The 24,262-nt window shown below is 62.3% G+C and carries 23 protein-coding genes; 13 read left to right on the forward strand and 10 right to left on the reverse strand.

Translation table 11 applies throughout. The annotated features are described in order from the left end of the window. Positions 1 to 13: 13 nt before the first annotated feature. The gene (locus ACQ4WY_RS20840) at positions 14 to 538 is read right to left on the reverse strand and encodes a hypothetical protein (RefSeq protein WP_436505683.1); all 525 of its coding nucleotides are present in this window, start codon (positions 536 to 538) and stop codon (positions 14 to 16) included. A gap of 230 nt (positions 539 to 768) precedes the next feature. Further along, on the reverse strand, positions 769 to 1,056 hold the full coding sequence (locus ACQ4WY_RS20845; RefSeq protein WP_029496217.1) for a hypothetical protein: 288 nt from the start codon (positions 1,054 to 1,056) through the stop codon (positions 769 to 771). Between the two features lie 348 nt (positions 1,057 to 1,404). On the opposite strand from ACQ4WY_RS20845, the gene ACQ4WY_RS20850 reads away from it, so the two are divergent. The 11 genes from ACQ4WY_RS20850 (at position 1,405) to ACQ4WY_RS20900 (ending at position 13,507) form a co-directional block, all read left to right on the forward strand. Next, complete coding sequence (locus tag ACQ4WY_RS20850) at positions 1,405 to 2,277, forward strand: glucosamine kinase nucleotide-binding domain-containing protein (protein ID WP_436505685.1); 873 nt, start codon at positions 1,405 to 1,407, stop codon at positions 2,275 to 2,277. Between the two features lie 2 nt (positions 2,278 to 2,279). Next, positions 2,280 to 3,014, forward strand: a complete 735-nt coding sequence (locus ACQ4WY_RS20855; RefSeq protein WP_353658572.1) for a GntR family transcriptional regulator — start codon at positions 2,280 to 2,282, stop codon at positions 3,012 to 3,014. Next, positions 3,011 to 4,123, forward strand: a complete 1,113-nt coding sequence (nagA, locus tag ACQ4WY_RS20860; protein WP_436505686.1) for an N-acetylglucosamine-6-phosphate deacetylase — start codon at positions 3,011 to 3,013, stop codon at positions 4,121 to 4,123. Before ACQ4WY_RS20855 ends, nagA begins: the two co-directional genes overlap by 4 nt. Next, entirely contained in the window at positions 4,113 to 5,126 is a 1,014-nt protein-coding gene (locus tag ACQ4WY_RS20865) for an SIS domain-containing protein (RefSeq protein ID WP_071079063.1), read from the forward strand. Before nagA ends, ACQ4WY_RS20865 begins: the two co-directional genes overlap by 11 nt. 131 nt (positions 5,127 to 5,257) lie before the next feature. Then, positions 5,258 to 6,517, forward strand: a complete 1,260-nt coding sequence (locus ACQ4WY_RS20870) for an ABC transporter substrate-binding protein (protein ID WP_436505688.1) — start codon at positions 5,258 to 5,260, stop codon at positions 6,515 to 6,517. 7 nt (positions 6,518 to 6,524) lie between these two features. Further along, complete coding sequence (locus ACQ4WY_RS20875) at positions 6,525 to 7,394, forward strand: carbohydrate ABC transporter permease (protein WP_166447680.1); 870 nt, start codon at positions 6,525 to 6,527, stop codon at positions 7,392 to 7,394. Positions 7,395 to 7,407: 13 nt separating this feature from the next. Continuing rightward, a complete protein-coding gene (locus ACQ4WY_RS20880) occupies positions 7,408 to 8,244 on the forward strand; it encodes a carbohydrate ABC transporter permease (RefSeq protein ID WP_436505690.1) in 837 nt (278 codons plus the stop codon). 26 nt (positions 8,245 to 8,270) lie between these two features. Beyond that, positions 8,271 to 9,599, forward strand: coding sequence for an MFS transporter (locus tag ACQ4WY_RS20885; protein WP_353658577.1), 1,329 nt, complete (start codon positions 8,271 to 8,273; stop codon positions 9,597 to 9,599). Positions 9,600 to 9,613: 14 nt separating this feature from the next. Further along, on the forward strand, positions 9,614 to 10,759 hold the full coding sequence (locus tag ACQ4WY_RS20890; protein WP_436505692.1) for an ABC transporter ATP-binding protein: 1,146 nt from the start codon (positions 9,614 to 9,616) through the stop codon (positions 10,757 to 10,759). Between the two features lie 159 nt (positions 10,760 to 10,918). Further along, on the forward strand, positions 10,919 to 12,232 hold the full coding sequence (locus ACQ4WY_RS20895; RefSeq protein WP_436505694.1) for a tetratricopeptide repeat protein: 1,314 nt from the start codon (positions 10,919 to 10,921) through the stop codon (positions 12,230 to 12,232). Between the two features lie 81 nt (positions 12,233 to 12,313). Next, positions 12,314 to 13,507, forward strand: coding sequence for a hypothetical protein (locus tag ACQ4WY_RS20900; protein ID WP_436505696.1), 1,194 nt, complete (start codon positions 12,314 to 12,316; stop codon positions 13,505 to 13,507). Here the strand turns inward: ACQ4WY_RS20900 and ACQ4WY_RS20905 are convergent. After that, positions 13,504 to 14,625: an acyltransferase family protein gene (locus ACQ4WY_RS20905; protein ID WP_436505698.1), complete on the reverse strand. Its 1,122-nt coding sequence runs from the start codon at positions 14,623 to 14,625 to the stop codon at positions 13,504 to 13,506. The genes ACQ4WY_RS20900 and ACQ4WY_RS20905 overlap by 4 nt on opposite strands. Between ACQ4WY_RS20905 and ACQ4WY_RS20910 the strand changes: the two genes are divergently transcribed. After that, a complete protein-coding gene (locus ACQ4WY_RS20910) occupies positions 14,624 to 14,872 on the forward strand; it encodes a hypothetical protein (protein ID WP_436505700.1) in 249 nt (82 codons plus the stop codon). The genes ACQ4WY_RS20905 and ACQ4WY_RS20910 overlap by 2 nt on opposite strands. Before the next feature lie 9 nt (positions 14,873 to 14,881). On the opposite strand, the gene ACQ4WY_RS20915 is transcribed toward ACQ4WY_RS20910, so the two are convergent. Continuing rightward, entirely contained in the window at positions 14,882 to 17,563 is a 2,682-nt protein-coding gene (locus tag ACQ4WY_RS20915; RefSeq protein ID WP_436505702.1) for a TonB-dependent receptor, read from the reverse strand. Between the two features lie 388 nt (positions 17,564 to 17,951). On the opposite strand from ACQ4WY_RS20915, the gene ACQ4WY_RS20920 reads away from it, so the two are divergent. Next, positions 17,952 to 18,692, forward strand: a complete 741-nt coding sequence (locus tag ACQ4WY_RS20920; protein ID WP_035825427.1) for a GntR family transcriptional regulator — start codon at positions 17,952 to 17,954, stop codon at positions 18,690 to 18,692. 192 nt (positions 18,693 to 18,884) lie between these two features. On the opposite strand, the gene ACQ4WY_RS20925 is transcribed toward ACQ4WY_RS20920, so the two are convergent. The 6 genes from ACQ4WY_RS20925 to rplS form a co-directional block, all read right to left on the reverse strand. Further along, the gene (locus ACQ4WY_RS20925) at positions 18,885 to 20,351 is read right to left on the reverse strand and encodes a nitrilase-related carbon-nitrogen hydrolase (protein ID WP_436505703.1); all 1,467 of its coding nucleotides are present in this window, start codon (positions 20,349 to 20,351) and stop codon (positions 18,885 to 18,887) included. 2 nt (positions 20,352 to 20,353) lie between these two features. Continuing rightward, positions 20,354 to 21,172, reverse strand: coding sequence for an AraC family transcriptional regulator (locus ACQ4WY_RS20930; protein WP_436505704.1), 819 nt, complete (start codon positions 21,170 to 21,172; stop codon positions 20,354 to 20,356). Positions 21,173 to 21,445: 273 nt separating this feature from the next. Beyond that, positions 21,446 to 21,781, reverse strand: coding sequence for a DUF3579 domain-containing protein (locus ACQ4WY_RS20935; protein WP_029496213.1), 336 nt, complete (start codon positions 21,779 to 21,781; stop codon positions 21,446 to 21,448). A 225-nt stretch (positions 21,782 to 22,006) separates the two neighbouring features. Next, complete coding sequence (locus ACQ4WY_RS20940) at positions 22,007 to 22,966, reverse strand: CobD/CbiB family protein (protein ID WP_353658586.1); 960 nt, start codon at positions 22,964 to 22,966, stop codon at positions 22,007 to 22,009. Between the two features lie 97 nt (positions 22,967 to 23,063). Beyond that, positions 23,064 to 23,723 (reverse strand): CoA pyrophosphatase, encoded by a 660-nt coding sequence (locus ACQ4WY_RS20945; protein WP_436505706.1) that lies wholly within the window; start codon positions 23,721 to 23,723, stop codon positions 23,064 to 23,066. 77 nt (positions 23,724 to 23,800) lie between these two features. Further along, positions 23,801 to 24,184 carry a 50S ribosomal protein L19 gene (gene rplS / locus ACQ4WY_RS20950; protein ID WP_010395528.1) on the reverse strand — a complete coding sequence of 128 codons (384 nt, stop codon included), beginning with the start codon at positions 24,182 to 24,184 and terminating at the stop codon, positions 23,801 to 23,803. Positions 24,185 to 24,262: the final 78 nt, after the last annotated feature.

Consider the following 24,262-nt stretch of genomic DNA (forward strand, 5'->3'; position numbering starts at 1 on the left):
CAAGCCGAACCCCTCATCGGGTGCGGGCGGGCGGCAACGGCTTGTATTTGGCGCAATACACTTTCGCCTTGCTGCGGAAGTAGACGATTTTACTGCCAGGCACGGAACCACGGACAGGAAAGGCGGAATTGTCGAGCTTATTGAAACGCAGGCCCGAGGCGCCGCGGATGGCCGGTTCCAGTTTTTCCGGCGTCGAATCGGCCACCACGCCCATGAAGACGAGGGGACTGGTATCGTCGCTGACGATCACGTCGGTAATCGGCGCGCCCCACAAGGTGGCGTCCGTGCGGAACCAGTAGGCGCCCCCTTCATGCTTGTAGGCGGGGCCGAAGGCCGTCAGCAAATAGGCATAGAAGGCCTTGTTGTCGATCTGGTCGATGCACAGCACCGCATTGCCCACCACTTGCCCGAACGTGGACGGTGGTGCCTTTTGCTGCGCCAGCACGCCGGACACGGGTACACCGAAGGCCAGCAGGGCGAACGCCGCCAGCAGGGCCGGCGCACGCCACGGGCGCATCAATGAACGACGCACGCGCATGATCAGCGCTTGCGCTCTTCTTTCTTGACCTTCTTGGCTTCCTTCTTTTCCTTCATGCTCTTGGCCGGTTCCTTCTTGGCTTCCTTCTTGCTGTCCTGTGCCTTGCTCATCATTTACTCCATACCTGGGCGAAAATGCCTGGGCCATTATGACACTCCCCCATGAAAATGCCACCCGAAAGGCAAAACGGCCGCGCAAGGCGGCCGTTCCAGTCACGCGTCAGCGCACTATCAGTGCAGGCACAGGCGGCGGCGCGTCTTTTCGATCAGCGCCGCATCGTAGGGATACAGGTTCTCGATAAAGAACAATTCCGTTTCCGCTTCGTCTTCCAGGCACATTTCGATCATGACCGGGCCATCGCTTTCGCGGCCCAGGAAATCCTTCGGCCAGCGGTTCTTGCGGTGCGTGCGCATCATTTCCATGCCCAGCGCAGCCAGCGGCGCCGACACGCCAGCGGCTAGCGCCTCTTGCTGCCAGTCGTCCCAGTAATCGCTCTTTGCTGCCTTGTCGTTCATCATGCTCTTCCAACTCAGGTGTAAAAGGCGGACTTTACTCTTCATGGCGTCCCTTGCCAAGCATGCACGGAAGCAACACTACAGCGCACGGCGCAGACCACTCGGGAAAAATTGGCATTAAACAAGGCCAATTTCAATACCATTCACGGCACGCAAAAACTCCTTTATTAACAATAACTTGCAATCTTCTACTCGGGCAAGACCCGCCATCGCGCAAGGCATTTGTTAATACCACTTAAATACCTGTTGACAAGCCATCGAGGCGACAATATAGTGCCTTCAGCTTTTTCGCCGCCCGACAAATAAAAGAACCGAGACAGGCGCAATCAACCAAACGCGGGACTGCATAACATGATCGAATACATAATCGGCGTCGACGGCGGGGGAAGCGGTACCCGCGTACGCCTGGCGCGCCTCGATGGCCAGGAGCTGGCGCAGGGACAAAGCGGCCCATCCGGCCTGGGATTGGGCATCGAACGGGCCTGGACGTCCGTGGCGCATGCCGTCACCCTGGCCTTCCGCGCCGCCGGCCTGGAACAGGCGCCGCTGCAGCGCATGGCCATCGGCCTGGGCCTGGCCGGCGTACACAACAAGCAGTGGGCCGCCAGCTTCATCGAACACAATCCCGGCTATGCCTTCGTGGCGCTCGAATCCGATGCCCTGACCACCCTGCTGGGCGCACATGCCGGCCAGCCGGGCGCGATTGTCGCCGTCGGTACCGGCAGCGTGGGCGAAGTGCTGCACGCGGACGGCAGCCGCCATGAAGTGGGCGGCTGGGGCTTCCCCTCCGGCGACGAGGCGGGCGGCGCCTGGATCGGCATGCGCGCCATCAACCACGCGCAGCAAGTGGTCGACGGTCGCGTGCCCGGCAGCGCCTTCGCCACGGCCATCATCGACGCCTGCGGCGGCCAGCGCGACGCCATGCAGGTGTGGCTGGCCGCCGCCAGCCAGACCAACTTTGCGCAACTGGCGCGGCTGGTGCTCGAGCACGCGGCCAGCAATGCCGTGGCGCGCACCATCCTGATGGACGCGGGCCAGCAGATCGCCCTCATCGCCAGGGCGCTCGACCCGGCCGGCACCTTGCCCGTGGCCCTGTGCGGCGGCCTGGCGGCGCCCTTGTCGAGCTACCTTCCAGCGGCACTGTTGCAACTGGTCGTGCCGGCACAGGGCGACTCGGCCGCAGGCGGCCTGCGCCTGATACGCAAGCACTTGCAGGAGCAATGACCATGCTGGACAAACTGTCCGCCTTCAAACCCAATCCGGCCAGCGACACGCCGCTCTACATGCAGCTGGCGAACATGCTGTCGGACGGCATCGCCAGCGGCGACTGGCGCGCCAACCAGGCCTTGCCTTCCGAGCGCGTACTGTCGGACATCCTGGAAATTTCGCGCGTCACGGCGCGCAAGGCCATCGACATGCTGTGCGACCGGGGCATGCTGACGCGCAAGCGCGGCTCGGGCACCTACATCACGCCCAAGCTGGAACAGCCGCTGTCGCGCCTGACGAGCTTTTCGGAAGAATTGCGCCAGCGGGGCTTCACGGCCGGCTCGCGCTGGCTGCAGCGCGACATCGGCGCGGCCGCGCCGCTGGAACTGCTGTCGCTGGGCCTGTCGCCACATATGCCTGTGGCGCGTTTGCGCCGCCTGCGCACGGCCGACGAAGTGGTGATGGCGATCGAGACGACCACCATCCCCGCGCTGTACATGCCGGACCCGCAGCAGGTGACGGACTCGCTGTACGGCTACCTGGAGTCGCGCGGCACCATCCCGATGCGCGCGCTGCAGCATATCCGCGCCGTCAACGCCACGGCGGAACAGGCCAAGCTGGCCAATATCAAGACGGGTGAAGCCATGCTGCACATCACCCGTGTCAGTTATCTCGACAACGGCGCAGCGGTGGAACTGACCCACTCGTATTGCCGCAGTGATTATTATGAATTCGTAGCGGAGTCGCGCAGATGAGCAGCACTATCAAAGGCAATATCCTTACCCCCGGCGGCTGGATCCACGGCGCCATCGCCTTCGGCGAGCGCGTCGACAGCATCACGGGCAATTCCCTCCACCCGTCGAACAACAGCGACGACTATATTTTGCCTGGCTTTATCGACCTGCACGTGCATGGCGGCGCCGGCAAGGACATCATGGAAGGCGGTGACGCCGTCTACACCATCGCGGCCATCCACGCGCGCCACGGCACCACCAGCCTGCTGGCGACCACCATGACGGCGCCGCCGGAAGATATCGACATGGCCCTGACGGCCATCGGCATCGCCGCCAACCACCGCCGCCCGAATACGGCGCGCGTGCTGGGCGCCCACCTGGAAGGCCCGTACATCAATTCCGGCAAGCTCGGTGCGCAGCCCAACTATGCGCGCGCCGCCACGCTGTCTGAAATCGAGCGCCTGCAAACCCTGGCCAAGCTGCGCGTCATCACCGTGGCGCCGGAAATCGCCGGCCACCTGGACCTGGTGCGCGTCCTGGCCGACTCCGGCGTGCGCGTGCAGATCGGCCACACGCTTGGTTCCTATGAAGACGGCGTGGCCGCGCTGGAACACGGCGCCATGGGTTTCACGCATTTGTTCAACGCCATGAGCGGCCTGCACCACCGCGAGCCTGGCATGGTTGGCGCCGCCCTGGCGCACGCCGAATACGCCGAACTGATCCCCGACCTGCTGCACGTGCATCCGGGCGCCATCAAGGTGGCCCTGCGCGCCATCCCGCGCCTGTACTGCGTCACCGATTCGACCGCCGCCACCGGCATGCCGGACGGCGAATACATGCTGGGCCGCCACGCCGTGCAGAAATGCATGGGCGGCGTGCGCCTGCCCGACGGCACCCTGGCGGGCAGCACCCTGACCCTGGACCAGGCGCTGCGCAACCTGGTGGGACTGGGACTGGACCTGGCCGACGCGTCCAAGCGCGTATCGACCAATGCCGCCGATTACCTGGGCCTGGAAGAACGCGGCCGGCTGGCCCCCGGTACTTACGCCGATCTGGTGGTACTCGATCGCGATCTCAAACTCAAAGCTGTGTATATAGAAGGAGAAATCTGTGACCTCAATGATGCTTAAAGAAGCCATTTCCGCCGCCGAATGCGTCGCCCTGCAACTGGCCAGCGACACGGAACGCTACGCGGAACTGGGCCGCAAATTGAGGAGCACCTCGTTCTCGACCGCGCTGACCATCGCGCGCGGCAGCTCGGACCACGCCTGCAACTACGTCGCGTACCTGATCATGGCGCGCCTGGGCCGTGTCGTCGCGTCCCTGCCGATGTCGCTGGTGACCCTGAACAAGTCGCCGCTGGTGACGCGCGACACCCTGGCCATCTCGATCTCGCAATCGGGCCAGAGCCCGGACGTGGTTGAACCGATCCGCTACTTCCGCGATGGCGGCGCCACCACCGTGGCCCTCGTCAACGACATCGATTCGCCGCTGGCGCACGCCGCCGAGTGGGCCATGCCCCTGCGCGCCGGCAAGGAACAAAGCGTCGCCGCGACGAAAAGCTTCATCACCAGCCTGGTCGCCGGCGCACGCATGGTAGCCCAGTGGCAGAACGATCCCGAGCTGCAGGCGGGCCTGGAAGCGCTGCCTGAAGCGCTGCTCGAAGCGACCCGCGTCGACTGGTCGCCAGCGATTGACGTACTGGCGCCGGCCCGCAACATCATGGTCGTGGGACGCGGCATTAGCTTCCCCGTGGCGCTGGAAGCGGCACTGAAATTCAAGGAAACCTCGGCCCTGCAGGCGGAAGCGTTCAGCGGCGCCGAAATCAAGCATGGTCCGATGGCCCTGATCGAAGACGGCTACCCGCTGCTCATTTTCGCCACCCGCGGCCCGACCCAGGCCGGCCTGCTGCAGCTGGCCACGGAAATGCGCGGCCGCGGCGCCAAGGTCTTGCTGGCGGCGCCCGCCGATGTGGCCGAGCGCGACCTGACCCTGCCCGTGGCGGCCACGCCGGACCTCGATCCGATCGTCGCCATCCAGTCCTTCTACGTGATGGCGGCAAAACTGTCGGCAGCGCGCGGCATGGACCCGGATGCGCCGCGCCATTTGAGCAAGGTCACGAAGACCAACTAAGCAGTATCGGCAGCTGCGTCCCCGGCACGGGGCGCAGCTGCCGGCAGCAGCACCCGAATATAAGCGACGGCAAGGGCATGTACCCGCGCCGCGGACTCATGGACATTGGAGCGCCACGCTCCAGGATAAAAATGACGATCAAGAGACTGTTGGCAGTGTTTGCCTGCGCGGGCCTGCTCGCGCCACAGGCATGGGCTGCCGAGAAAATCGAATTCTGGACCTTCAGCATGAAGCCCAAGTTCACGCCGTATTTCAATGCGGTGGTGGCGCGCTATGAGGCGCAGAATCCCGACGTCAAGATCGAATGGATCGACTTTCCCTGGGACGTCATCCAGACCAAGCTGGTCACGCGCATCGTGGCCGGCACGCCGCCCGCGCTGGTCAGCCTGAACGTGCCCTGGGCCGACGAATTTGCGCGCGACGGCTTGCTCACGCCCGTCGATGGCCTGATCGCGGAGGCGCGCGCCAGCTACATTCCCAGCGCCCTGGACGACCTGCGTTTCAAGGGCCGCACCTACGGTTTTCCCATGTACAGCAATGTCGCGGTGATCGCCTTCAATACCGCCATTTTCAAGCAGGCGGGCCTCACGCGCGGCCCCGCCAGCCTCGATGAACAGCTGGCGTTCGCGCGCCAGATCGCGCAACGCACGGGCAAGGCAGGCATCGCCCCCGCCCTCTCTAAAATCGACGGCCTGTTCATGCAGCAAGGCCTGGCCGTGATCCAGGACAACCGCGCCGTCTTCAATTCGCCGCAGCACGTGGCGCTGGTGCAAAAGCTGGCCGACACCTATAAAGTGGGTGGCCTGCTGAAGGAAAGCCTGTTCGCCGAGGATAATTTCCCGGCCGTGATCGACGCCTACAAGGGTGGCCGCCTGGGCATGCTGCTGGCGCCGCCGACGGCCATGCAGCGCATCCGCGGCGACGCGAAGGACATCTACGCCATCACCGACGTGGCGCCCGCGCCGCTGGGCCCCACCGGCATCGCCGATGGCGGCTGGCTGGTGCACTTCGCCATTCCGAAAGGCGTGCCGGCGCACCAGCTGGCATCGGTCGGCAAGTTCGCGCGCTTCCTGACGAACGACGCCAACCAGCTGGCCTTCGCCAGACAGGCCAGCGTCTTTCCCACCACGATCAAGGCGGCGGCCGACCCGTTCTTTCTATCCACGCCGCAGAACGCGGGCGCGGCCGAAAAGGCGGTGGCTGCCGGCGCCCTGTCAATGGGCCACTCGCGCACCCTGTACGTGGCCGGCATCGACGACTACGACGAATTGCGCCGCTCGCTGGTGAAGGCCGTCGAGGCGGGCGTGACGGGCAAGCAGGATGTGAAACAGGCGCTGGATCAGGCCGTCGCCATCTGGAACCGCAAGCTGGCCACCCTGCCGCGCCACTGAGGACACCATGAAACTCGCCCACCGCCACACCCTGCAAGCCTGGCTGTTCCTCGCCCCTGCCCTGCTGCTGCTGGCCGCCTTTTCCTTCTGGCCCGTCGGCTACGGCTCCGTGCTGGCCTTCACCGACTACAGCCTGATACGCGAGACGCGCTTCGTCGGCCTCGATAACTTCCGCTACATATTCAATAACGAGATGTTCGTCTCGGGCCTGAAAAACTCGCTGATGTTTTTGCTGATGGTGCCCTTCGTGCAGGTAGGCGCCATCGTGCTGGCCGTACTGGTCAACAACCGCCTGCCCGGCATCCGCCTGTTCCGCGCCGCCTTCTACGTGCCGGTGGTGACCACCGTGTCCGTGGTCGGCATCATGTGGGGCTTCATGTTCCATGAACAGGGCGCGCTGAACTACGTGATGATGACGTTAAGGCTGGTGAACGCGCCCGTGGGCTGGCTGACGAACGACAGCCTGGCCCTGTTCGCCGTGATGTTCGTCACCCTGTGGCGCGGCCTGGGCTGGTATATGGTGATGTACCTGGCGGCCCTGCAATCGATCCCGTCGGACATGCAGGAAGCGGCCATGCTCGATGGCGCCAACCGCTGGCAGCGTTTCTGGAAGATCACCGTGCCGATGCTGCGCCCGACCATCATGCTGTGCTCCATCCTGTCCGTGCTGGCAGCCTTGAAGGCATACCAGGAAGTCGACGTGCTGACCCAGGGCGGGCCGATGAATTCCACCTTCACGGCGCTGTATTACGCCTACGATCAGGGCCTCAAGCACTTGAAACTGCCGCGCGCGCTGGCAGCCAGTTTCGTCGTCTCGCTGTTCTGCATAGGCATCGCCCTGCTGTGCCTGCGCTATTTGAAACCCAAGCACCGCTGACAGGGGAATGACCATGAAAACCCGCTCCCGCCCCCTGAAAACACGCCTGCAAATACTGGGCCACTATGCCGTGCTGTGCGCGATCGCCGTCGTCTGCGTCTTCCCGTTCTGGTGGACCCTGGTGACGGCCATCTCCACGGAAGGCAATATCTTCGCCTTCCCGCCCACTTTCTGGCCGAAGGCCCCGTCCTTCGACAACTTCATCGAAGTCTTCCAGGCCATCCCGATCTGGTCGTTTTTCAAGAACTCGGTGCTGATCGCCGTGTTTACCGTGTTCTGGAAACTGCTGCTGTGCTCACTGGCAGCGTATCCGCTGGCGCGTCTGAAATTCCGCGGCCGCAAACTCGTGTTCGGCCTGATCCTGGCCACCCTGGTGCTGCCGTCGGAGGTAAACTTCCTCGTCAACTTCATCACCATCACGCAAATGAGCCTGGTCGACACCTACACGGGCGTGATCCTGCCCAACGTGGTGACGGCCGTGGCCATTTTGCTGCTCAAGCAGGCGTTCGAGGAAGTGCCGCAAGACCTGATCGACGCGGCGCGTGTCGATGGCGCTACCGAGTGGGTCATCTTCAGCCGCATCATGCTGCCGCTGATTACGCCATGGCTGGCAACCGTCGGCATCCTGACGGCCGTCGAGTCGTGGAATGAGTACATCTGGCCCTCCATCGTCATGAGCAAACCCGATGAATTCCCGCTCTCGGTCGGCGTGCTGTACTTGCGCGGCACCTTCGGCAGCAGCACGCGCGTGATCGCGGCCGGCACCCTGATCACCATCGTGCCAACCCTGCTCGCCTTCCTGTTTACCCAACGCTTCTTCATGCGCGGCATGGACGGCGCAGTCAAATGAAAACGTCTCTCGATAAGGAAGCCTCCATGCACGACCAGCGCATCAGCATCAGCAAGAAAGCACGCAGCCCGATATCCTGGGTGCCCACCTTGTACTTCGCCCAGGGCCTGCCGTTCTACGCCGTGGCCCTGGTAGCCGGCCTGATGTTCAAGAGCATGGGCGTACCGAACGACCAGATCGCCCGCTGGACGGGCCTGATCGGCTTTGCCTGGGTCTTCAAGTCGCTGTGGAGTCCCTTCCTGGAACTGGCGTCGAGCAAGAAGACCATGGTGGTGCTGTTCCAGTTCCTCGGTGGCCTGAGCCTGGGCCTGATCGCGCTGGCCCTGCAAACGCCGCTGTGGTTCGCCGCCAGCATCGCCGTGCTGTTCGTCGCCGCGCTGGCCTCGTCGACGCACGACATCGTCTGCGACGGCCTGTATATCGCCAGCCTGTCGGACAAGCAGCAGGCCGCCTACGCGGGCTGGCAAGGCGCCTTCTTCAACGCCGGCAAATTCATTTCGCTGGGCGGCCTGGTGATCCTGGCCGGCTACCTGGAGAAAAAAATCGGCATCAAGCCGGCATGGTCGGTGATCTTCCTGATCATCGGCGCCATGATGCTGTCGCTGGCCGCCTACCACCTGTGGGCGCTGCCGCAGGTACGCAACGCGGCCGTGGCAGACAAGAGCGTGGCCGGCATCAGCCGCACCTTGTGGGACGTGCTGGTGGACTTCCTGAAAAAACCCGGCATCTGGGGCATGATCGCCTTCATCATCCTGTTTCGCGCGGGCGAGGCGCAAGTGCAGACCATCGGCCCGCTGTTCCTGCGCGAAGCGCGCGAACTGGGCGGCTTGGGCCTGTCGACGACGGAAGTGGGCGCCGTGTACGGCACGGCCGGCACCGTGGCATTCCTGCTGGGCAGCATCGGCGGCGGCTACTTCACTTCCTGGCTGGGCCTCAAGCGCGCCATGTTCTTCCTGATCCTGGCCATGAACTTGCCGAACCTGGTGTTCTACTACCTGAGCCACAGCATGCCGACCGACCTGACCCTGATCACGGCCGCGCTCAGCGTGGAAATGTTCGGCTATGGCTTCGGCTTCGTCGGCCTGATCCTGTTCATGATGCAGGTGGTCTCCGTGGGCAAGTACCAGACGGCCCACTATGCGTTCGCCACCGGCGTGATGCAGCTGGGCTTCGTGCTGTTCAAGATGATCAGCGGCGATATCCAGACGGCGCTCGGCTACAAGACCTTTTTCCTGTGGGTGCTGGTGTCGGCCGTGCCCGTATTGATCCTGTCGCGCTTCATGCGCATCGGACCAAAGGCCCCCTCCGACCAGGCTGACGCCGGCGCCACGTCCGCGCCGGCCAGCGCAAGCTAGGAATCGCACAGTCCATGGCACATATCGCATTAAAGAATATCGTCAAGCGGTACGACGACAAGCACCCGGTCATCCACGGCATCGACCTCGATATCCGCGACGGCGAATTCGTCGTCTTCGTGGGGCCGTCCGGCTGCGGCAAATCGACCCTGCTGCGCATGATCGCGGGATTGGAAGACATCACGGACGGCGAGCTGCATATCGGCGGCAAGCTGGCCAACGATATCGCGCCGGCCGAGCGTGGCCTGGCCATGGTCTTCCAGAGCTACGCCCTGTATCCGCACATGACGGTGTTCGAGAACATGGCCTTCGCCCTGAGCCTGGCCAGACACAAGAAGGCCGAGGTGCGCGCTGCCGTCGAGCGCGCGGCCGAGATCCTGCAAATCACGCCACTATTGAAACGCAAGCCGAAAGATCTGTCGGGCGGCCAGCGCCAGCGCGTGGCCATCGGCCGCGCCATCGTGCGCAAACCACAGGTGTTCCTGTTCGACGAACCGCTGTCGAACCTCGACGCCTCCTTGCGCGTGCAGATGCGGGTGGAAATCTCGCGCCTGCACCAGGAATTGAAAACCACGATGATCTACGTCACGCACGACCAGGTCGAAGCGATGACCCTGGGCGAGCGCATCGTCGTCTTCAACGGCGGGCGCATCGAGCAGGTGGGCAGCCCGCACGCGCTGTATAACAATCCCGGCAACCTGTTCGTGGCCGGCTTCCTCGGCGCGCCGAAGATGAATTTCGTCGCTTGCGAGGCCGTTGCCTGCGGTCCCGGCTCCGTGGCCGTGCGCCTGCCCGGCGGCGCCGTCATCGACGTCGAAGCGCAGGGCGAGACCGTGGCGCCAGGCGACCAGCTGACCCTGGGCGTGCGCGCCGAACATGTGGTCCTGCAGCACGGGGAGACGGCGAACAATAACGTGATCGAGGCCAGTGTCAGCCATGTCGAATATCTGGGCGACGTGGCCATCGTTTACGCCAGCATGCCGGGCGTGACCGAGATGCTGGCCGAAATGCTGGCAATTAAGCTGCCGGCCGAGGATGGCTTGCGCCAGGCGGGCGAGACCATGCGCCTGCATCTGCCGCCGCAGCGCTGCCTGCTGTTCGATGCCAAAGGGCAAGCCCTGGCGCGCACGTTTGGCGCTCCGGCCCAGCCGTTTATGTGACAATAGCCGTTGTTTACCATGCTGCCGCCCTTTGACTTGTGCGATCAGGATGGCAGAATACGTGTTTTTTAAGATTCCCTGCCCCCGGAAAATGCCGCCACACGCTGTTGCGGCAACCAGTACCGGAGCGTATTTTTGTTATTGATTGAAGGATAACCCATGTCCCAATTCCGTCTTGCCCGTCTTAGCCTGCTCCTGGCCGCCATCGGCCTGAATGTCCTGCCATCCCTGTCGCATGCGCAGGATGCCAAGCCTGCCGCTGCTGCCGGTGCACCCGCCGCCGCAGCAGAATCGGTGCGCCCTGAAGTGTTCAAGCTGCTCGATCCGACTGCCGTGAAGGCATCGATGGATGCCAAAAACTACGCCGACGTGCAAAGCCGCATTGACCAGGCTGCCGCCATTCCAGCCCTGACGCCGTATGAAACGTTCGTGCTGAACCGCCTGCGCGTAGCGCTGGCCTCGACCACCAACAATGCACCGATGGCCATGACGGCGCTGGAAGCGGTGATCGAATCGGGCAAGCTGGACAAAAAATCGGAAGGCGACTTCATCCAGGCCCTGGCGAACTATCACTACAACGCCAAGGATTACCCGAACGCCATCAAATGGTTCACCCGTTACCAGACGGCAACAGGCGACGTGGCCACCGTGCGTCCCTACATCATCCGCTCCTATTACTTCAGCAACGATTTCGCGCGCGCCAAGCAGGAACTGATGGCCGACGTAACGGCCAAGCAGCAAGCGGGCAAGACGCCGAGTATCGAAGAACTGCAATTGCTGGCCAACACGGGATCGAAGAGCAAGGATCCGGCCACCTACCTGGTCGCCATGGAAAACCTGGTGCGCTACTACCCGTCGGACGACTACTGGAGCGACCTGCTGGGCCGTTTGCAAGGCAAGGCCGGTTATTCGGACCGCTTCGCGCTGGACGTGCTGCGCCTGCAATTCAAGGCCGTCGGCACCATGCCGCCGCAAGATTACAGCGACATGGCTGAAATCGCCTTGCAAAACGCCTTCCCGACGGAAGCGAAAAAAGTCCTCGACGCCGGCTTTGCCAAAGGCGTGCTGGGCACGGGCGCGAATGCTGCCAAGCATAAGAAGCTGCGCGACCAGGCCAACAAGGCTGCCGCCGACGATGTGAAAAACATCGCCAGCGGCGAAGCGTCGGCCATGAAGAGCAAAGATGGCACGGGCTTGATCAACCTGGGCTACGCCTTCGTGACGATGGACCAGTTCGACAAAGGTATCGACCTGATCCAGAAAGGCATCGCCAAGGGCGGCCTGAAGCGTGCTGAAGACGCCAAACTGCGCCTCGGCTATTCCTACGCCATGGCGGGCAAGAAAGACGACGCCATCAAGGTACTGGAAACGGTCAAGGGCGGCGACGGCGTGGGCGACCTGGCCCGCTACTGGATCCTGTGGCTGAACCGTCCTGCCACGGCAGCGGTAGCACCGGCAGCAGCGGCACAGTAATTCCTGCTCCTTCAAGCATGCGCAAGGCAGTTCCCGGCTCAGGCCGGGGCTGCTTTTTTTTCGACCTTCTTTCATCCTTCCATGCCGCCAGCCACCTCCCCCACCGCCGAACGATTGACCAGCCTGGACGCCTTTCGCGGCTTCGTGATCGTCACCATGATCTGGGTCAACTACCTGGCCGGCATGCCCGGCATTGCCTATTGGCTCGAACATGCGGGAGCGCGCGCCGACGGCATCACCCTGCCCGACCTGGTCTTTCCCGGCTTTCTGTTCATGGTCGGCATGGCCATTCCACTGGCCTTGCAGCGCCATTGCGGCCACGTCACGCCAGCCTTGCTGGGACGCCTGCTGTGGCGCTCCGCCAGCCTGATGCTGGCCGGCGTGGTGCTGGCGAATGCCTACCGCTATGATGCGCAGGCGGCGCTGCTGCCGCAGGCCGTGTTCTTCCTTCTGTTTTATTTGGCGATGATCCTGCTGTGGCGCCAGGGCGCGGGCAGGTTTGAGCTGGCTGCAGGCGGCGCCCTGATGCTGTTCCTGCTGGCGACCTTCCGCGGCGAACTGAATGCGGAATTTTCCAGTACCTGGCTACAACCATCGTGGTGGGGCATCCTTGGCATGATCGGCTGGTCCTACCTGCTGTGCAGCCTGTTGTACCTGGCGTGCCAGGGCAGCGGCACGGCGCTGATGGGCGTGTTTTCCCTGCTGATCGCGCTGTTCATGGGTGGCATGGCGGGCAGCCTGGATTTCCTGCCGACTAGCATCAACGGGTTTGTCAACGTGCCGCAGGTGCTCGGTTCGACGGCGGCCAATGTGTTGGCCGGCACCCTAGTGGGCCAGCTGTTCCTGCGCGGCGCGGCCCTGAACCATGCCCAGAGGATACATTTCATGGCGTGGTTCGCGCTGGGTCTGCTGGCGGCAGGCCTGCTGCTGCGGCCGTATCACAACATCAACAAGATCGCGGCAACGGAGTCCTACACGCTCGTGTGCAGCGCCCTCATCCTGGCCATGTTCCTCGTATTTTATGTCGTCATCGACGTGTGGCGCTGGCGCGCCTGGGCAGTGCTACTGTTACCCGCCGGTACCAATGCCCTGTTCGCCTACATCGTGCCCGACCTGTGGCAGCAACTGGCGGCCGTACTGCACCTGCCGCGCTTCTGGTGGCCCTATCTGGAGACGGGCGGCGCGGCCGGCCTGTGGAATGCCGCCGCCGTCACCGCCCTGATGCTGCTCTTCACCGCGCTGGCCACGCGTTACGGCCTGAAGTTGAAGTTTTAGACCTTGATATAGAGCTTGCGCTTGTCCATGCCGTAGGCGATCAGCCAGCACAGCAGCATGAAGCTGACGGCGAACAGCATGGATCCCACCCGCGCCGGCGCCCAGCCTGTAAACCACTGCTGGTACAGCCACTGGTACAGGTTGCCGCCGCCGATGCGCACGGTAAAGGCGATGATTACCAGCACTTCCGACACCAGGTAGATGAACAGGGTGTTCTTGCCGAAGACTTCAAAAAAATACGTCCAGCCCGTGATTTTGCGCACGTCGATGACGAACATCAGCAACGCCAGCAGCAACAAGTCCAGGCCGATGCCCAGCATCACGTAAGAGCTGGTCCACAGTTTCTTATTGATCGGAAACACTTCATTCCAGCACAGGGCCACCGCCACGCAGAAGACGCCAGCCACGGCCAGCTGAGCCAAGCTGGAGCGCAGCTGCGCCGGCGCCGCCTGGCGCAGGAAACTGCCCGCCAGGTAGCCGGCGATGACATTGACGATAGCCGGCAAGGTGCCGAGGATACCTTCCGGATCGAAGGCGATGCCTTCGCCGTGATACAGGTGGCTGTCACCCAGCAGGATCAGGTCCAGCTTGGCCGGCGCGTTGCCGTGCAGGCTGTAGTCGCCCCATGTCGCCAGGATGGCCCAGTAGCCGAGCAAGGCGCAGGCGCTGAAGACCAGCGCGCCCCGTGTCTTCCAGTAGTGCAGGATCAAGGCGGCGGCCAGGTAGCACACGGCGATGCGCTGCAGTACGCCGGGGATGCGCGTATGCGACAGGGGCGACCAGGCGAACTGGCCCGCATCGTCGAGCTTGAAGAAGGGGAACCAGTACAGCAGGAATCCCAGTAAGAAGATCAGCGCGCTGCGCTTGCACAGCTTGGCCAGTACGGCGCCATGGCCCAGGTTTTCATATTTCCCCAGCGCAAAAGCCAGCGCATTGCCGACGACAAATAAAAAACTGGGGAAGACCAGGTCCGTCAGGGTAAAACCATGCCATTCGGCATGCAGGAACGGCGCATACACACTGCCCCAGTCGCCGGGTGTATTGACGAAGATCATCAGGGCCACGGTCAGGCCGCGCAGGACGTCGAGGGCGAGGTAGCGTTGAGGTGCAATAGTCATGGTCAAACAATTCCAAATGAGAAAAACCTCCTTCCTGCTTGCGGCAAGGAGGCAGCAAAAACCCTTACGCCGCAGGATACAAGCTTCGCGGGCGCAAGTCATGCTGGCGACCGGCGGCGACAGCCCTGGCATGAACAAGACAGAAGCGGCCCTGCCGGTGAGCGCAAAAAAAAAGCAAGCTCCTGAAGCAGGAACTTGCTTGAAAGACCGAGGAAGACCTGGCCTGACGCGGGCGCATCAGGCCTGATCGTCTTGCTTACAGCTTGGCGCGCAGGCCCAGGTAGAAGGTACGGCCATTGCTGTAGAACGCGCGTGGCTGATCGCGGTTTTCAGCGTACATTTTGATGGTCGTGTTCGTCAGGTTAAGCGCATCGAACGTGATCGTGAAGTGTTCGTTGATCTTGTAGTTGAGCGAACCGGCCAGGCCGCCCGCACCTTCGACGTGCTGGCTGGCGCCACGGTCCACGCCCGCCTTGTAGGACGAACGGTAGTTGTAGGCCAGGCGAGCGCTGAGCGCATTGGCTTCGTAGAAGGCCGTCAGGTTATACGTGCTGCGCGATGCGTTGACCAGTTCGTCACCGTTATCCAGCTTGCCATCGGCATAGGTGTAGTTGGCCAAAATGCCGAAGTCACCGAACAGCGGTTGCTGATAGCTGAATTCCGCGCCCTTGTTCTTGCCGCTGGTATTGAATGGCGACGTAATCTGGTACACGGTGTTGGTACCACGCTTGCTATTGTAATAAGAGGCATTTACGGTACCATTCGACACCACCGACTTCAGGTCCATGTAGAACAGGCCGACCGAGAAAGCAGACTTCGGAGCAAAATACCATTCGGCGCTGACTTCAGCGTTATCCGATTTGACAGGATCAAGCTGGACGTTACCACCGGTACCGCTCAATGCATCGTCATTCAGCGAAACCGAGCCACCGAGCGCACTGTAGTCCGGACGGGCGATGGTGCGGGCAACGGCAGCCCGGACGACCAAATCGTTGCGCACATCGAATTTGATGTTGGCGCTAGGCAAGTAGTCATTATAGGTGCGCTCAAACAGGTTCTGCGAGTATGGTTCCCAATCGGAACCGGTGATCGGGCCGCCCTTCTTGTTAACCAGGCTGGACTGTTTGGTTTGCACCGCGCGCAAACCAAAGTTACCGCTCCAGTTATCGCCCGTCACATTGGCCATGGCATAGATAGCCGAAGTTTTTTCCTTCAGCTTGAATTCATCGGTCCAGTTGTGGCGTGCCACACGGTCGAGATTGCGGTTACCAGGAATCGCGCCCCAAACGCCCAGCGCTGCCCCGTCATACTTGAAGTAGTTCGACGACAGGTTGCCACCCAGATTCTTGGCGAAGTCGCTAGGGTATTGGGTACCATTCCAGACAGGCCCCGGATTGGCGATACCCAGAGGTCCCGGTTTGGATTCCAGCGGGTGTTCGGCATCGCGCTTGTGATCGGTCAAACGTGCACCGAACTTGACGGAATCCCAGATGCCGGACGACAGGCGCAGTTCTGCGTCGATCTGGGCATATTTTTCCTGGTCGACGGAACGCGATTCGCCGCCTCCGATCCAAGCCGTCGAGCCTGGTTTGGTGGTCGTGCCGCCCGGATAGGAAACGCTGGCCGGACTCATGCCGTTCAATTGATACACCATGCCGCCATCGACGTTGTTCTGGTAGTAGACATCATTGCGGTCATAGCCCACGCCATGGGTCTTGCCCAGCTTGCCGGTCAGGGTCAGGTCCTTGGTGGCGCGGTACTTGAAGTTGAAATCGAGGTAGTACGATTCGCCACCGGCGTCAGGACGGTAGATATTGTCAACTTCGCCCGCGTTCGTGGCGAAGGTGGCGCCTGTCATCGTGCCGTTCTTGACCGTATAGTTGGTCGGTATCTGGCCGTTCGGCACGCCGTCTTTCGTGCTGTTGATCGAGTTGGCGGGCGCGGCCAGCCAGTTGGTGTTCTGATGCGGCGCCTTCAGTTGCGAATAGAAGCCGTTCACGTCCAGGGTCAAGTCCTTGCTGGGCTTGAATTCGATGTCGAATGCGCCGCCTTCGCGGGTTTTCTTTTGCTCGAACAGGCTGGCGCCAATAAAGGTCGGCACTTTCACGCCGGCCAGTTCCGGACGGGCCTGGGCTGCGACGCTGTTCGCAGCGATCGGCGTGTAGCCGAGGATTTCCTGGCCATCGCGGCGCACGGTCGATTTTTGCGAAAAGCCCTGCACCATGATGCCCAAGGTATTCGTGTCATTCTTCCAGTTCACCAGGCCGGAGAACTGAGGATCGGTCTTGCCGGCCAGATCGTTGTAGAAACCCTGGATCGAACCTTCAGCCGTGAGCTGGTTCTTGAATTCCAGCGGACGGCGGGTGATCACGTCGATCACCCCCGAGACGCCGCCTTCAGGCAGGTCTGCCGTGGCGCTCTTGTGCACGACGACGGAGCTCACCAGTTCCGATGGCAGCAAGGAGAAGCTGCTGCTGCGGCCGACGTTGCCGCCGAATTGATTCAGCACGAACCAGTCGCCCGTGCTGATGGCGTGGCCGTTGAACAGGGTTTGCTGGAAGCTCGGGCTGGTGCCGCGCAGGCTGACGCGGTCGTTTTCGCCGAAGCCGCCTTCACCACCGGCCGACGATTGGGTATTCACACCTGGCAGGCGCTGGATCGCGTCAGCCACGTTACGGTCTGGCATCTTGCCGATATCTTCGGCGGTGATCACTTCCACCACGGAATCCGCATTACGTTTTTGCTTCAGCGATTTTTCCAGCGAGGCACGCACGCCGGTCACCGTCACTACGGTGGACACGTCGTCGGCGGGCGCTTCCTGCGCCTGCGCCGAAAAGGCCAGACCAGCGACCATCACGGCGACGGCCGTAGCGATCGGCGTACGGCTACGCGATCCGGATTTCACGACGGCAGCTGCAGGTGTCAAATTGCGTTTCATGTACTCCCCCTTGATTTAGGCTCCAGGATTGGACCCTTTTCATTTTTAACGTAGGTCTTCTTTCCAGCCCGCCCACTCTCGCCGGCATGCTGCAGACCCTTCGGCACAACCACTTACAAAACCAATTCAACGCCAATATACTACTATCCAATACCAGAACACTACCAGTTGCAACTTTTTTTTTATAACGTTGTTTGAATCACACAGACCACTTTATCTAAATCAATCTGTAGCCCGTATGGGCGGGCTAAATACCGGCGAAGCCAGGCATAAATTGCTGGCCTGACAATTCAAATTGGTTTTATAACGGCCTTTTTTGGTATTATCCAGCGACACAAAACAGATACAGAGCGCGTCTGCAACGCGCCGTAACGGAGACCCTCAGCGTATGACAACCCTGGCTCACATCATGCAAGGCCTGGGGCAGACGAGTAGCCTGCCCCTGTACCAGCAACTGCAGCGCGCGCTGCGCGAAGCGATCGACAAGCGCATCCTCGGCCCCGAGGAAGCCTTGCCGGCCGAGCGCCAGTTGGCCAGCGACCTGTCCGTCTCGCGCATCACCGTGCGCAAGGCCATCGATGGCCTCGTCAACGAGGGCTTGCTGGTGCGGCGCCCCGGTTCGGGCAATTTCATCAATACGCGCATCGAGAAAAACTTCGCCAAGCTGACTTCGTTTTCCGAGGATATGCGGGCGCGCGGACGCACGCCGCGCAGCGTGTGGCTCAAGCGCGCAGAGGGCACCGTCACGCCGGAAGAGGCCTTGCGCCTGCGGCTGTCGCCGGGCGCGCCCGTGTACCGTTTTCACCGCATCCGCTATGCGGACGAGATACCGATGTGCCTGGAGTACGCCACCATCGTCGCCAGCTGCCTGCCGGCGCTCGACGCCGTCGACGTGTCCATGTATGACGCACTGGAACAGGCGGGCAACCGGCCCGTGCGCGCCTTGCAGCGCCTCAGCGCGCTTTTACTGACGGGGGAACAGGCCAGCCTGTTGCAGGCGGAGGAAGGTGACGCAGGCTTGTCGGTGGAAAGGCTGGGCTTTTTGCGCGATGGCCGCGCCGTGGAATTTTGCCGCTCCTATTTCCGCGGCGATATGTATGACTTCGTGGCCGAATTAAGTACCAATTAATACCGGATGCACGAATTTCTCAATACCAGATAACACCACTTATTGCAGTGCAATATATATGCCGGCATCGCGCCGATATATGCACGGCGGTGCTGCAATAATCGGCGGACATTATCTAGCCCCATGCGAAAAATATAAAAGAAGGCGGCGCAATGGGGTTTTGCGCATTGCAGCAAAATGTGGCCTTACTTGTCACGGAGCAGGCACGGCGCGGCGGCCCAGGCACAGCAAAATCACGCTCAGCGCCACGCACAGCCAGCCGAACAACGGCCCCAGCCATCCGGCCCAGGTGGATATAGACGGGTGGGCCGGCAGCGGCGCCAGCAAGGTGCTGCCCGGCATGGCCCTGCTGGCCCGCTCCGCCAGCACGTGTCCATACGCATCGCTGACCGTCAGCACACCCTCGCGCGCCGCGCGCAGCACCGCATAACCGTTTTCCACGCCGCGCACGACGGTCATGCGCGCGCCCATCCAGGCGTCAAGCTGGAAATCCCAGGCCGGCACCAGCATCACCTGCGCCCCGGCCGCGCCATACGCCTGCCCCAAGGGCGCGAAATGCATGTCCTTGCAGATGGCCAGGCCCATGGCCTGCCCCGCCACAGGCTGCACGGCATACGCGCTGCCAGCAAGAAAGTCGCGCTCGGGCGGGGCCAGATGATGTTTTTGATAGCTGACAGGCGCGGCGCCATCGGGCGCGAACAGCCAGGCCAGGTTGCGCCGGCCGGCAGCGTCTTGCACGCCGAGGCCCAGCGTGATCCACACGCCCGCGCTGCGCGCCAGCGCCTGGAAACGCTGCCGCACGGCGTCCGCCTGCGCCGGCGCCAGCACGGCTATCTTTTCCGGCAACAACACCAGACTGGCGCCCTGCCCGGCCAGCTCTTCGACGTGGCGCGCGTACTGGTCCCAGATGGCTTGCGCGCGCGCCGGCGGCGTGGCCGGGCCGATAAAGTCATCGATGGCCACCAGCCCCGCCAGCGGCCCGTCCGGTGCCGGCTCGCTTGATGCCGACACGCCGTGCACGCGCCAGGCACCACCAGCGAACGCGGCCGCCAGCAACAACACAGTCACGCCCGCCGCCGGCGCATACGCACGGCCGCCCGCCAGCAGCAAGGCAAGCGCGGATGGCGCCAGGCACAGCAAAAACAGCAAGCCAGGCACGCCCGCCAGGGCCGCCACTTGCAGTACGGCAACGTTATCCGCTTGCGAATACGCGAGGCTGCCCCAGTTACCGTCCGGTAGCAAGGCCGCCATCAAGGTATCGATGGCTACCCACAGCACGGGATAGGCCAGCACTGTCCAGCCGGAGCGGTAGCGCAGCACGAGGCGCCGCGTGGCCAGCACCACCAGCAGCCACAGCAGTGCCTTGACGAGCATCACGGCCAGCACTGCCGGCAAGGGCATGAGCAAGCGGAAATAGGCAAAATTGGATGACAGGCCCAGCATGGCGGCCAGGAACGTCATCCAGGCCGCATCGCGGCGCGACGAGCGCAGGGCCAGCCACAGCACGGGCAACGGCGCGCACCAGGCCAGCCAGCCCAGCGGCTGTGGCCCCAGCACCCAGTACAGGGGCAAGCCTGCAGCCAATGCGGCGGCGATTTGCAACAGGCGCTGGCGCAGCGCGGTACTGCCGGCAGCCGGCGCAGACAAGGTATTGAGCATGGTCATGCCTTCAAGGGGAGCCAGATTCCCACGCCGCCAATGCCGCTGGCAGGATCGAAATGCTGGTCGTAGCGTTCAAAATCGGGCGCGTCGGCCACTTCCAGCCCGGACTGGGGCAGCCACTCGTTCCACACCGTATGCCAGGTGGTGCGGATGGTGGAAATATGCCCGCGGTGGTGAAACACGGCATAGCGCTGCGGCGCGATGCGCAGCCGCGTCCAGCCGTCGGGAGCCTGGGAAAAGTCGCTCACCGGCATGGCGCACAGATAATCGAAATTGCCCGCATCGTCATTGTTGCAGCACACGCCATACACCAGCTGGCCAGGCGCCATATGGGGCAGGAAGCGCTGCCACAGGGCGGGAATGCCGGTAGACGTTTCCGCGCGATAACGTTCTGCCAAACCCGTCACCAGCAAGGCGGGCCCCTGCTTGAAACGGGGTGGCTCCAGGACCACGCCCGGCGCCACATCGATTTTGATGGCCTCCACCAGCGCGAGGTTGGCGACGTGGCGCTGGGCCCGCACCTTTTCCGGCGTGAGCTGGAACTGCTCGCGGAAGGCCCGCGTAAATGCCTCGTGGGAACTGTAACCGGCCTGCAGCGCGACCGAAAGAATGTCTTGCGCGCCCTGCGCCAGCACGCGGGCCGCCTCGCTGAGCCGGCGCGCCCGCACATAGCGCATCACGGAGTGGCCCGTGGCCAGGCCAAACGCGCGCGTCAGGTGACACGGCGAGGCGCCGCCCACGTGGGCGATATCGCCGAGCGAGATATTCTCCGCATAATGCGATTCGATATACCAGAGTGCCTTGGCAAGATAGTGCATGAACGCTTCCCGTTGAACGAGCAGCGACTGTAGCATTTTCGGGTGACGGGGATTTGATTGAAATTGCGCAATGCGGGCATATTTGCGCGTGCGCTTTTCGCACACGAGCTGGCCGCTGCTGATCCGAGCCAATCAGCAGCGCCGCATCCTGCACGCCGATGTATCGCTGGCAATGGTTTGCAGGGTACAGATGTCACCACTCCGTTTGAGGCAGAGTGCCCACGCTACGCTGCCCCGCGGTGGCGGGTTTGATGCAGATCAGTGAAACGGATCTTACTTTTCTTCGGGGGGCGGCAGGAAGCAGGCTTCGACGATCTGCAGGTCGTTATCCTTGGCAAATTCGCGCACGAAGTGAAACGCCATCGGTTCGATTTCGCGCAATTTGGTGTTGACGACCACCGACTTGACGCCATTGACGACGGTCGGGCGCACGTAGGGCGAATACTGGAGGTGCGCATTGCGTCCGCCACCTTCGGGATTGAAACAGGACATCACTCCACAAAGGCGCTCGGCCCAATCGCTGGGTCGGAATTGCTTGCCATTGCTGGTGAGACCAAGGATGAAGAACTCATCTGAGAGTTCCCCTGTTTTTTGAGATAACTCGGCCATGTGGCTTGTCGGGACTGGATTGCGTGAATGGCCCCGGCGGGTAAGCCGGGCTGGTAATTCAACTACGTTTGCTGCGGTAAGCCAGTATTATATCTTATAGAAGACTTGGGTTCTACCTCGATCTGCCCTGACTATGCAAACAGGGGCCGGCACGCCTTGCGCACCAGCCCCTATTTTAACCTTGTTCCACGCGCAAGGCGCATGGATGGCACGTGTACGCCCCCGTCAGCCGAGGAAAACGGCGCCCGACATCAACAGCAGCAACAGCATCCACAGCAGCAAGGCGCGCCAGACCAGGCCGACCGTGCTCTGCAAGGCGCGCGCACCGGGCTCTTCGCCTGGCAGGATATCGCTTTCGCTGTCGCTGTCATCAACGGCCATGTCGGGCGTGACGAGCACGCGCGCCGCCGTTTCCGCTGGCGTGCCCAGGCGTACGCCCATGGCGCCGCCGCCGGCCGTCAGGATGATGCCGATGGCCTCGTCCTCCCAGCGCTGGGCGAAATTGCGCCAGGCGTAGATGGCATCCTCGAAATTGCCGACCACGGCAAACGCCACGGCCGTCAGGCGCACGGGGATCCAGTCGATCCAGTAAAAGGCGCGCGCGGCGAACTGGCCGAAGGCTTCATTGCGCATGTGCTCGGGCTCGTTCCAGGCGCGCGCTAGGTATTCGGCTACGCGGTACATCACGGCGCAGGCAGGGCCCAGCGGCATGAGGAACCAGAAGAACACGCCAAAGACATTGCGATGCGTGGTGACCAGGGCTTTTTCCACGGCGATGCGGGCAATTTCGCTCGCTTCCATGCCCACCGTGTCGAGCTTGGTCCAGTCTGCCAGCAAGGTGCGCGCGGTCGCTTCGTCGCCGGCGCTCAAGGCCAGCTGGATCGAGGTGAAGTAATGGCTGTAATGACGGAAGCCCAGGGTCAGGTAGACGATGAGGACGTTCCAGGCAAAGGCCAGCAGGGTCAGCTGATAATGCTGCAAGAGCCAGTAAATGCCAGCCGTCGGCACCATCAGCACGCCGATCATGAGGAACCAGCCCATGCGGCCATGGTTGGCGTGGCCGGCATTGAACCAGGTCTCCATGCGCATTGCCAGGCTCTTGATTTCGGCGTAGATCGGATTGTCCGCGCGCAAAGGTTTGAGCTGCTCGATCAGCAATGCGCAAAGTATGGAGAGAAATGTCATCAAACGTCCTTTTTGTCTTTTTCAGCAATACCGCAATGCCCGCTACGATAGCGCAGTGCAGTGCTGGAATCAAACTTATTACGTGCGGGGCACCATTTTACGCGCGCAAGAGGTGAAACAGATTGCGCAGCATGCCGGCGGTGGCGCCCCAAATGTAGAAGCGCTCATACGGCATCGCGTAGAACGAGCGCCGTCCGCCGGGCAATTCCACCGACAGGCGCTGATGATTGAGGCCATCCATAAGAAAGGCCAGCGGCACTTCAAAGATTTCCGCCACTTCGGACGGGTCGGCGCGCAATTCGAACGGTGGCGTCACCAGGCCCACCACGGGCGTAACCTGGTAGCCGGTGCCCGTCAGGTAGTCGGGCAGGCAGCCCAGCACTTCAATGTGCTCGCGCGCCAGGCCGACTTCTTCTTCCGTTTCGCGCAGGGCCGTCGCGATGGGCGACGCATCGAAGGCTTCGCTGCGCCCGCCGGGAAAGCTGACCTGGCCCGCATGGCTGCTCAGATGATCCGTGCGCATGGTCAGCAAGATGGTCAAGCCCTGCGGGCGCTGCACCAGCGGAATGAGCACGGCGGCGCGCACCGGCACGGCGCGGGCGGAGAGGAAATCCTGGGTAATCTCGGGCTGCCAGTCAGGCTGTTCGGCCAGGCGCTGGCGCAGCCAGCCGGGCGTCAGGCGCACGGCGTCCAGCGCCGCCTCGCCGGCGATCGAATCAATGGCTAGTTGTTTTGGATCAAATGCGATAGTGGCCATGGCAGCTTGCCTCAATAGCAATTCAGAATAAAAAAAGGGCGCCGTAAGGCACCCTTTTCCCAACGCAGACGCTGATATTACGCGCTTGCTTTCGCCACAACGCGGCGATTTGGCAATTTTTCTTTGATACGCGCCGATTTACCCGAACGCTCACGCAGATAGTACAGCTTGGCGCGGCGAACATCACCACGGCGTTTCACTTCGATCGAAGCGATCAGCGGCGAGTACAGTTGGAACGTACGCTCAACGCCTTCGCCGGACGAGATCTTACGAACGATGAAGTTCGAGTTCAGGCCACGGTTACGACGGGAGATAACGACGCCTTCGTAAGCCTGGGCGCGCTTGCGCGTACCTTCGACTACGTTGACGCTGACGATAACGGTATCGCCTGGTGCGAATTCAGGAATGGTTTTACCCAGACGAGCAATTTCTTCCTGCTCTAATTGTTGAATCAAGTCCATTTTATAACTCCGAAAACCATCATGCCGGCGCACTGTGGATAGCAAGTATCCGCCCGGTAGAGGATGGGTATTACCAAT

It is taken from the genome of Janthinobacterium salmonicoloratum (assembly GCF_051380845.1).
Taxonomy (GTDB): domain Bacteria; phylum Pseudomonadota; class Gammaproteobacteria; order Burkholderiales; family Burkholderiaceae_D; genus Janthinobacterium; species Janthinobacterium lividum_F.

Coding starts and splice junctions, on each gene's coding strand:
- ACQ4WY_RS20840 (WP_436505683.1), bottom strand. CDS start 538: ATGCGCGTGCGTCGTTCATTGATGCGCCCGTGGCGTGCGCCGGCCCTG.
- ACQ4WY_RS20845 (WP_029496217.1), bottom strand. CDS start 1,056: ATGATGAACGACAAGGCAGCAAAGAGCGATTACTGGGACGACTGGCAG.
- ACQ4WY_RS20850 (WP_436505685.1), top strand. CDS start 1,405: ATGATCGAATACATAATCGGCGTCGACGGCGGGGGAAGCGGTACCCGC.
- ACQ4WY_RS20855 (WP_353658572.1), top strand. CDS start 2,280: ATGCTGGACAAACTGTCCGCCTTCAAACCCAATCCGGCCAGCGACACG.
- nagA (WP_436505686.1), top strand. CDS start 3,011: ATGAGCAGCACTATCAAAGGCAATATCCTTACCCCCGGCGGCTGGATC.
- ACQ4WY_RS20865 (WP_071079063.1), top strand. CDS start 4,113: ATGATGCTTAAAGAAGCCATTTCCGCCGCCGAATGCGTCGCCCTGCAA.
- ACQ4WY_RS20870 (WP_436505688.1), top strand. CDS start 5,258: ATGACGATCAAGAGACTGTTGGCAGTGTTTGCCTGCGCGGGCCTGCTC.
- ACQ4WY_RS20875 (WP_166447680.1), top strand. CDS start 6,525: ATGAAACTCGCCCACCGCCACACCCTGCAAGCCTGGCTGTTCCTCGCC.
- ACQ4WY_RS20880 (WP_436505690.1), top strand. CDS start 7,408: ATGAAAACCCGCTCCCGCCCCCTGAAAACACGCCTGCAAATACTGGGC.
- ACQ4WY_RS20885 (WP_353658577.1), top strand. CDS start 8,271: ATGCACGACCAGCGCATCAGCATCAGCAAGAAAGCACGCAGCCCGATA.
- ACQ4WY_RS20890 (WP_436505692.1), top strand. CDS start 9,614: ATGGCACATATCGCATTAAAGAATATCGTCAAGCGGTACGACGACAAG.
- ACQ4WY_RS20895 (WP_436505694.1), top strand. CDS start 10,919: ATGTCCCAATTCCGTCTTGCCCGTCTTAGCCTGCTCCTGGCCGCCATC.
- ACQ4WY_RS20900 (WP_436505696.1), top strand. CDS start 12,314: ATGCCGCCAGCCACCTCCCCCACCGCCGAACGATTGACCAGCCTGGAC.
- ACQ4WY_RS20910 (WP_436505700.1), top strand. CDS start 14,624: ATGGTCAAACAATTCCAAATGAGAAAAACCTCCTTCCTGCTTGCGGCA.
- ACQ4WY_RS20905 (WP_436505698.1), bottom strand. CDS start 14,625: ATGACTATTGCACCTCAACGCTACCTCGCCCTCGACGTCCTGCGCGGC.
- ACQ4WY_RS20915 (WP_436505702.1), bottom strand. CDS start 17,563: ATGAAACGCAATTTGACACCTGCAGCTGCCGTCGTGAAATCCGGATCG.
- ACQ4WY_RS20920 (WP_035825427.1), top strand. CDS start 17,952: ATGACAACCCTGGCTCACATCATGCAAGGCCTGGGGCAGACGAGTAGC.
- ACQ4WY_RS20925 (WP_436505703.1), bottom strand. CDS start 20,351: ATGCTCAATACCTTGTCTGCGCCGGCTGCCGGCAGTACCGCGCTGCGC.
- ACQ4WY_RS20930 (WP_436505704.1), bottom strand. CDS start 21,172: ATGCACTATCTTGCCAAGGCACTCTGGTATATCGAATCGCATTATGCG.
- ACQ4WY_RS20935 (WP_029496213.1), bottom strand. CDS start 21,781: ATGGCCGAGTTATCTCAAAAAACAGGGGAACTCTCAGATGAGTTCTTC.
- ACQ4WY_RS20940 (WP_353658586.1), bottom strand. CDS start 22,966: ATGACATTTCTCTCCATACTTTGCGCATTGCTGATCGAGCAGCTCAAA.
- ACQ4WY_RS20945 (WP_436505706.1), bottom strand. CDS start 23,723: ATGGCCACTATCGCATTTGATCCAAAACAACTAGCCATTGATTCGATC.
- rplS (WP_010395528.1), bottom strand. CDS start 24,184: ATGGACTTGATTCAACAATTAGAGCAGGAAGAAATTGCTCGTCTGGGT.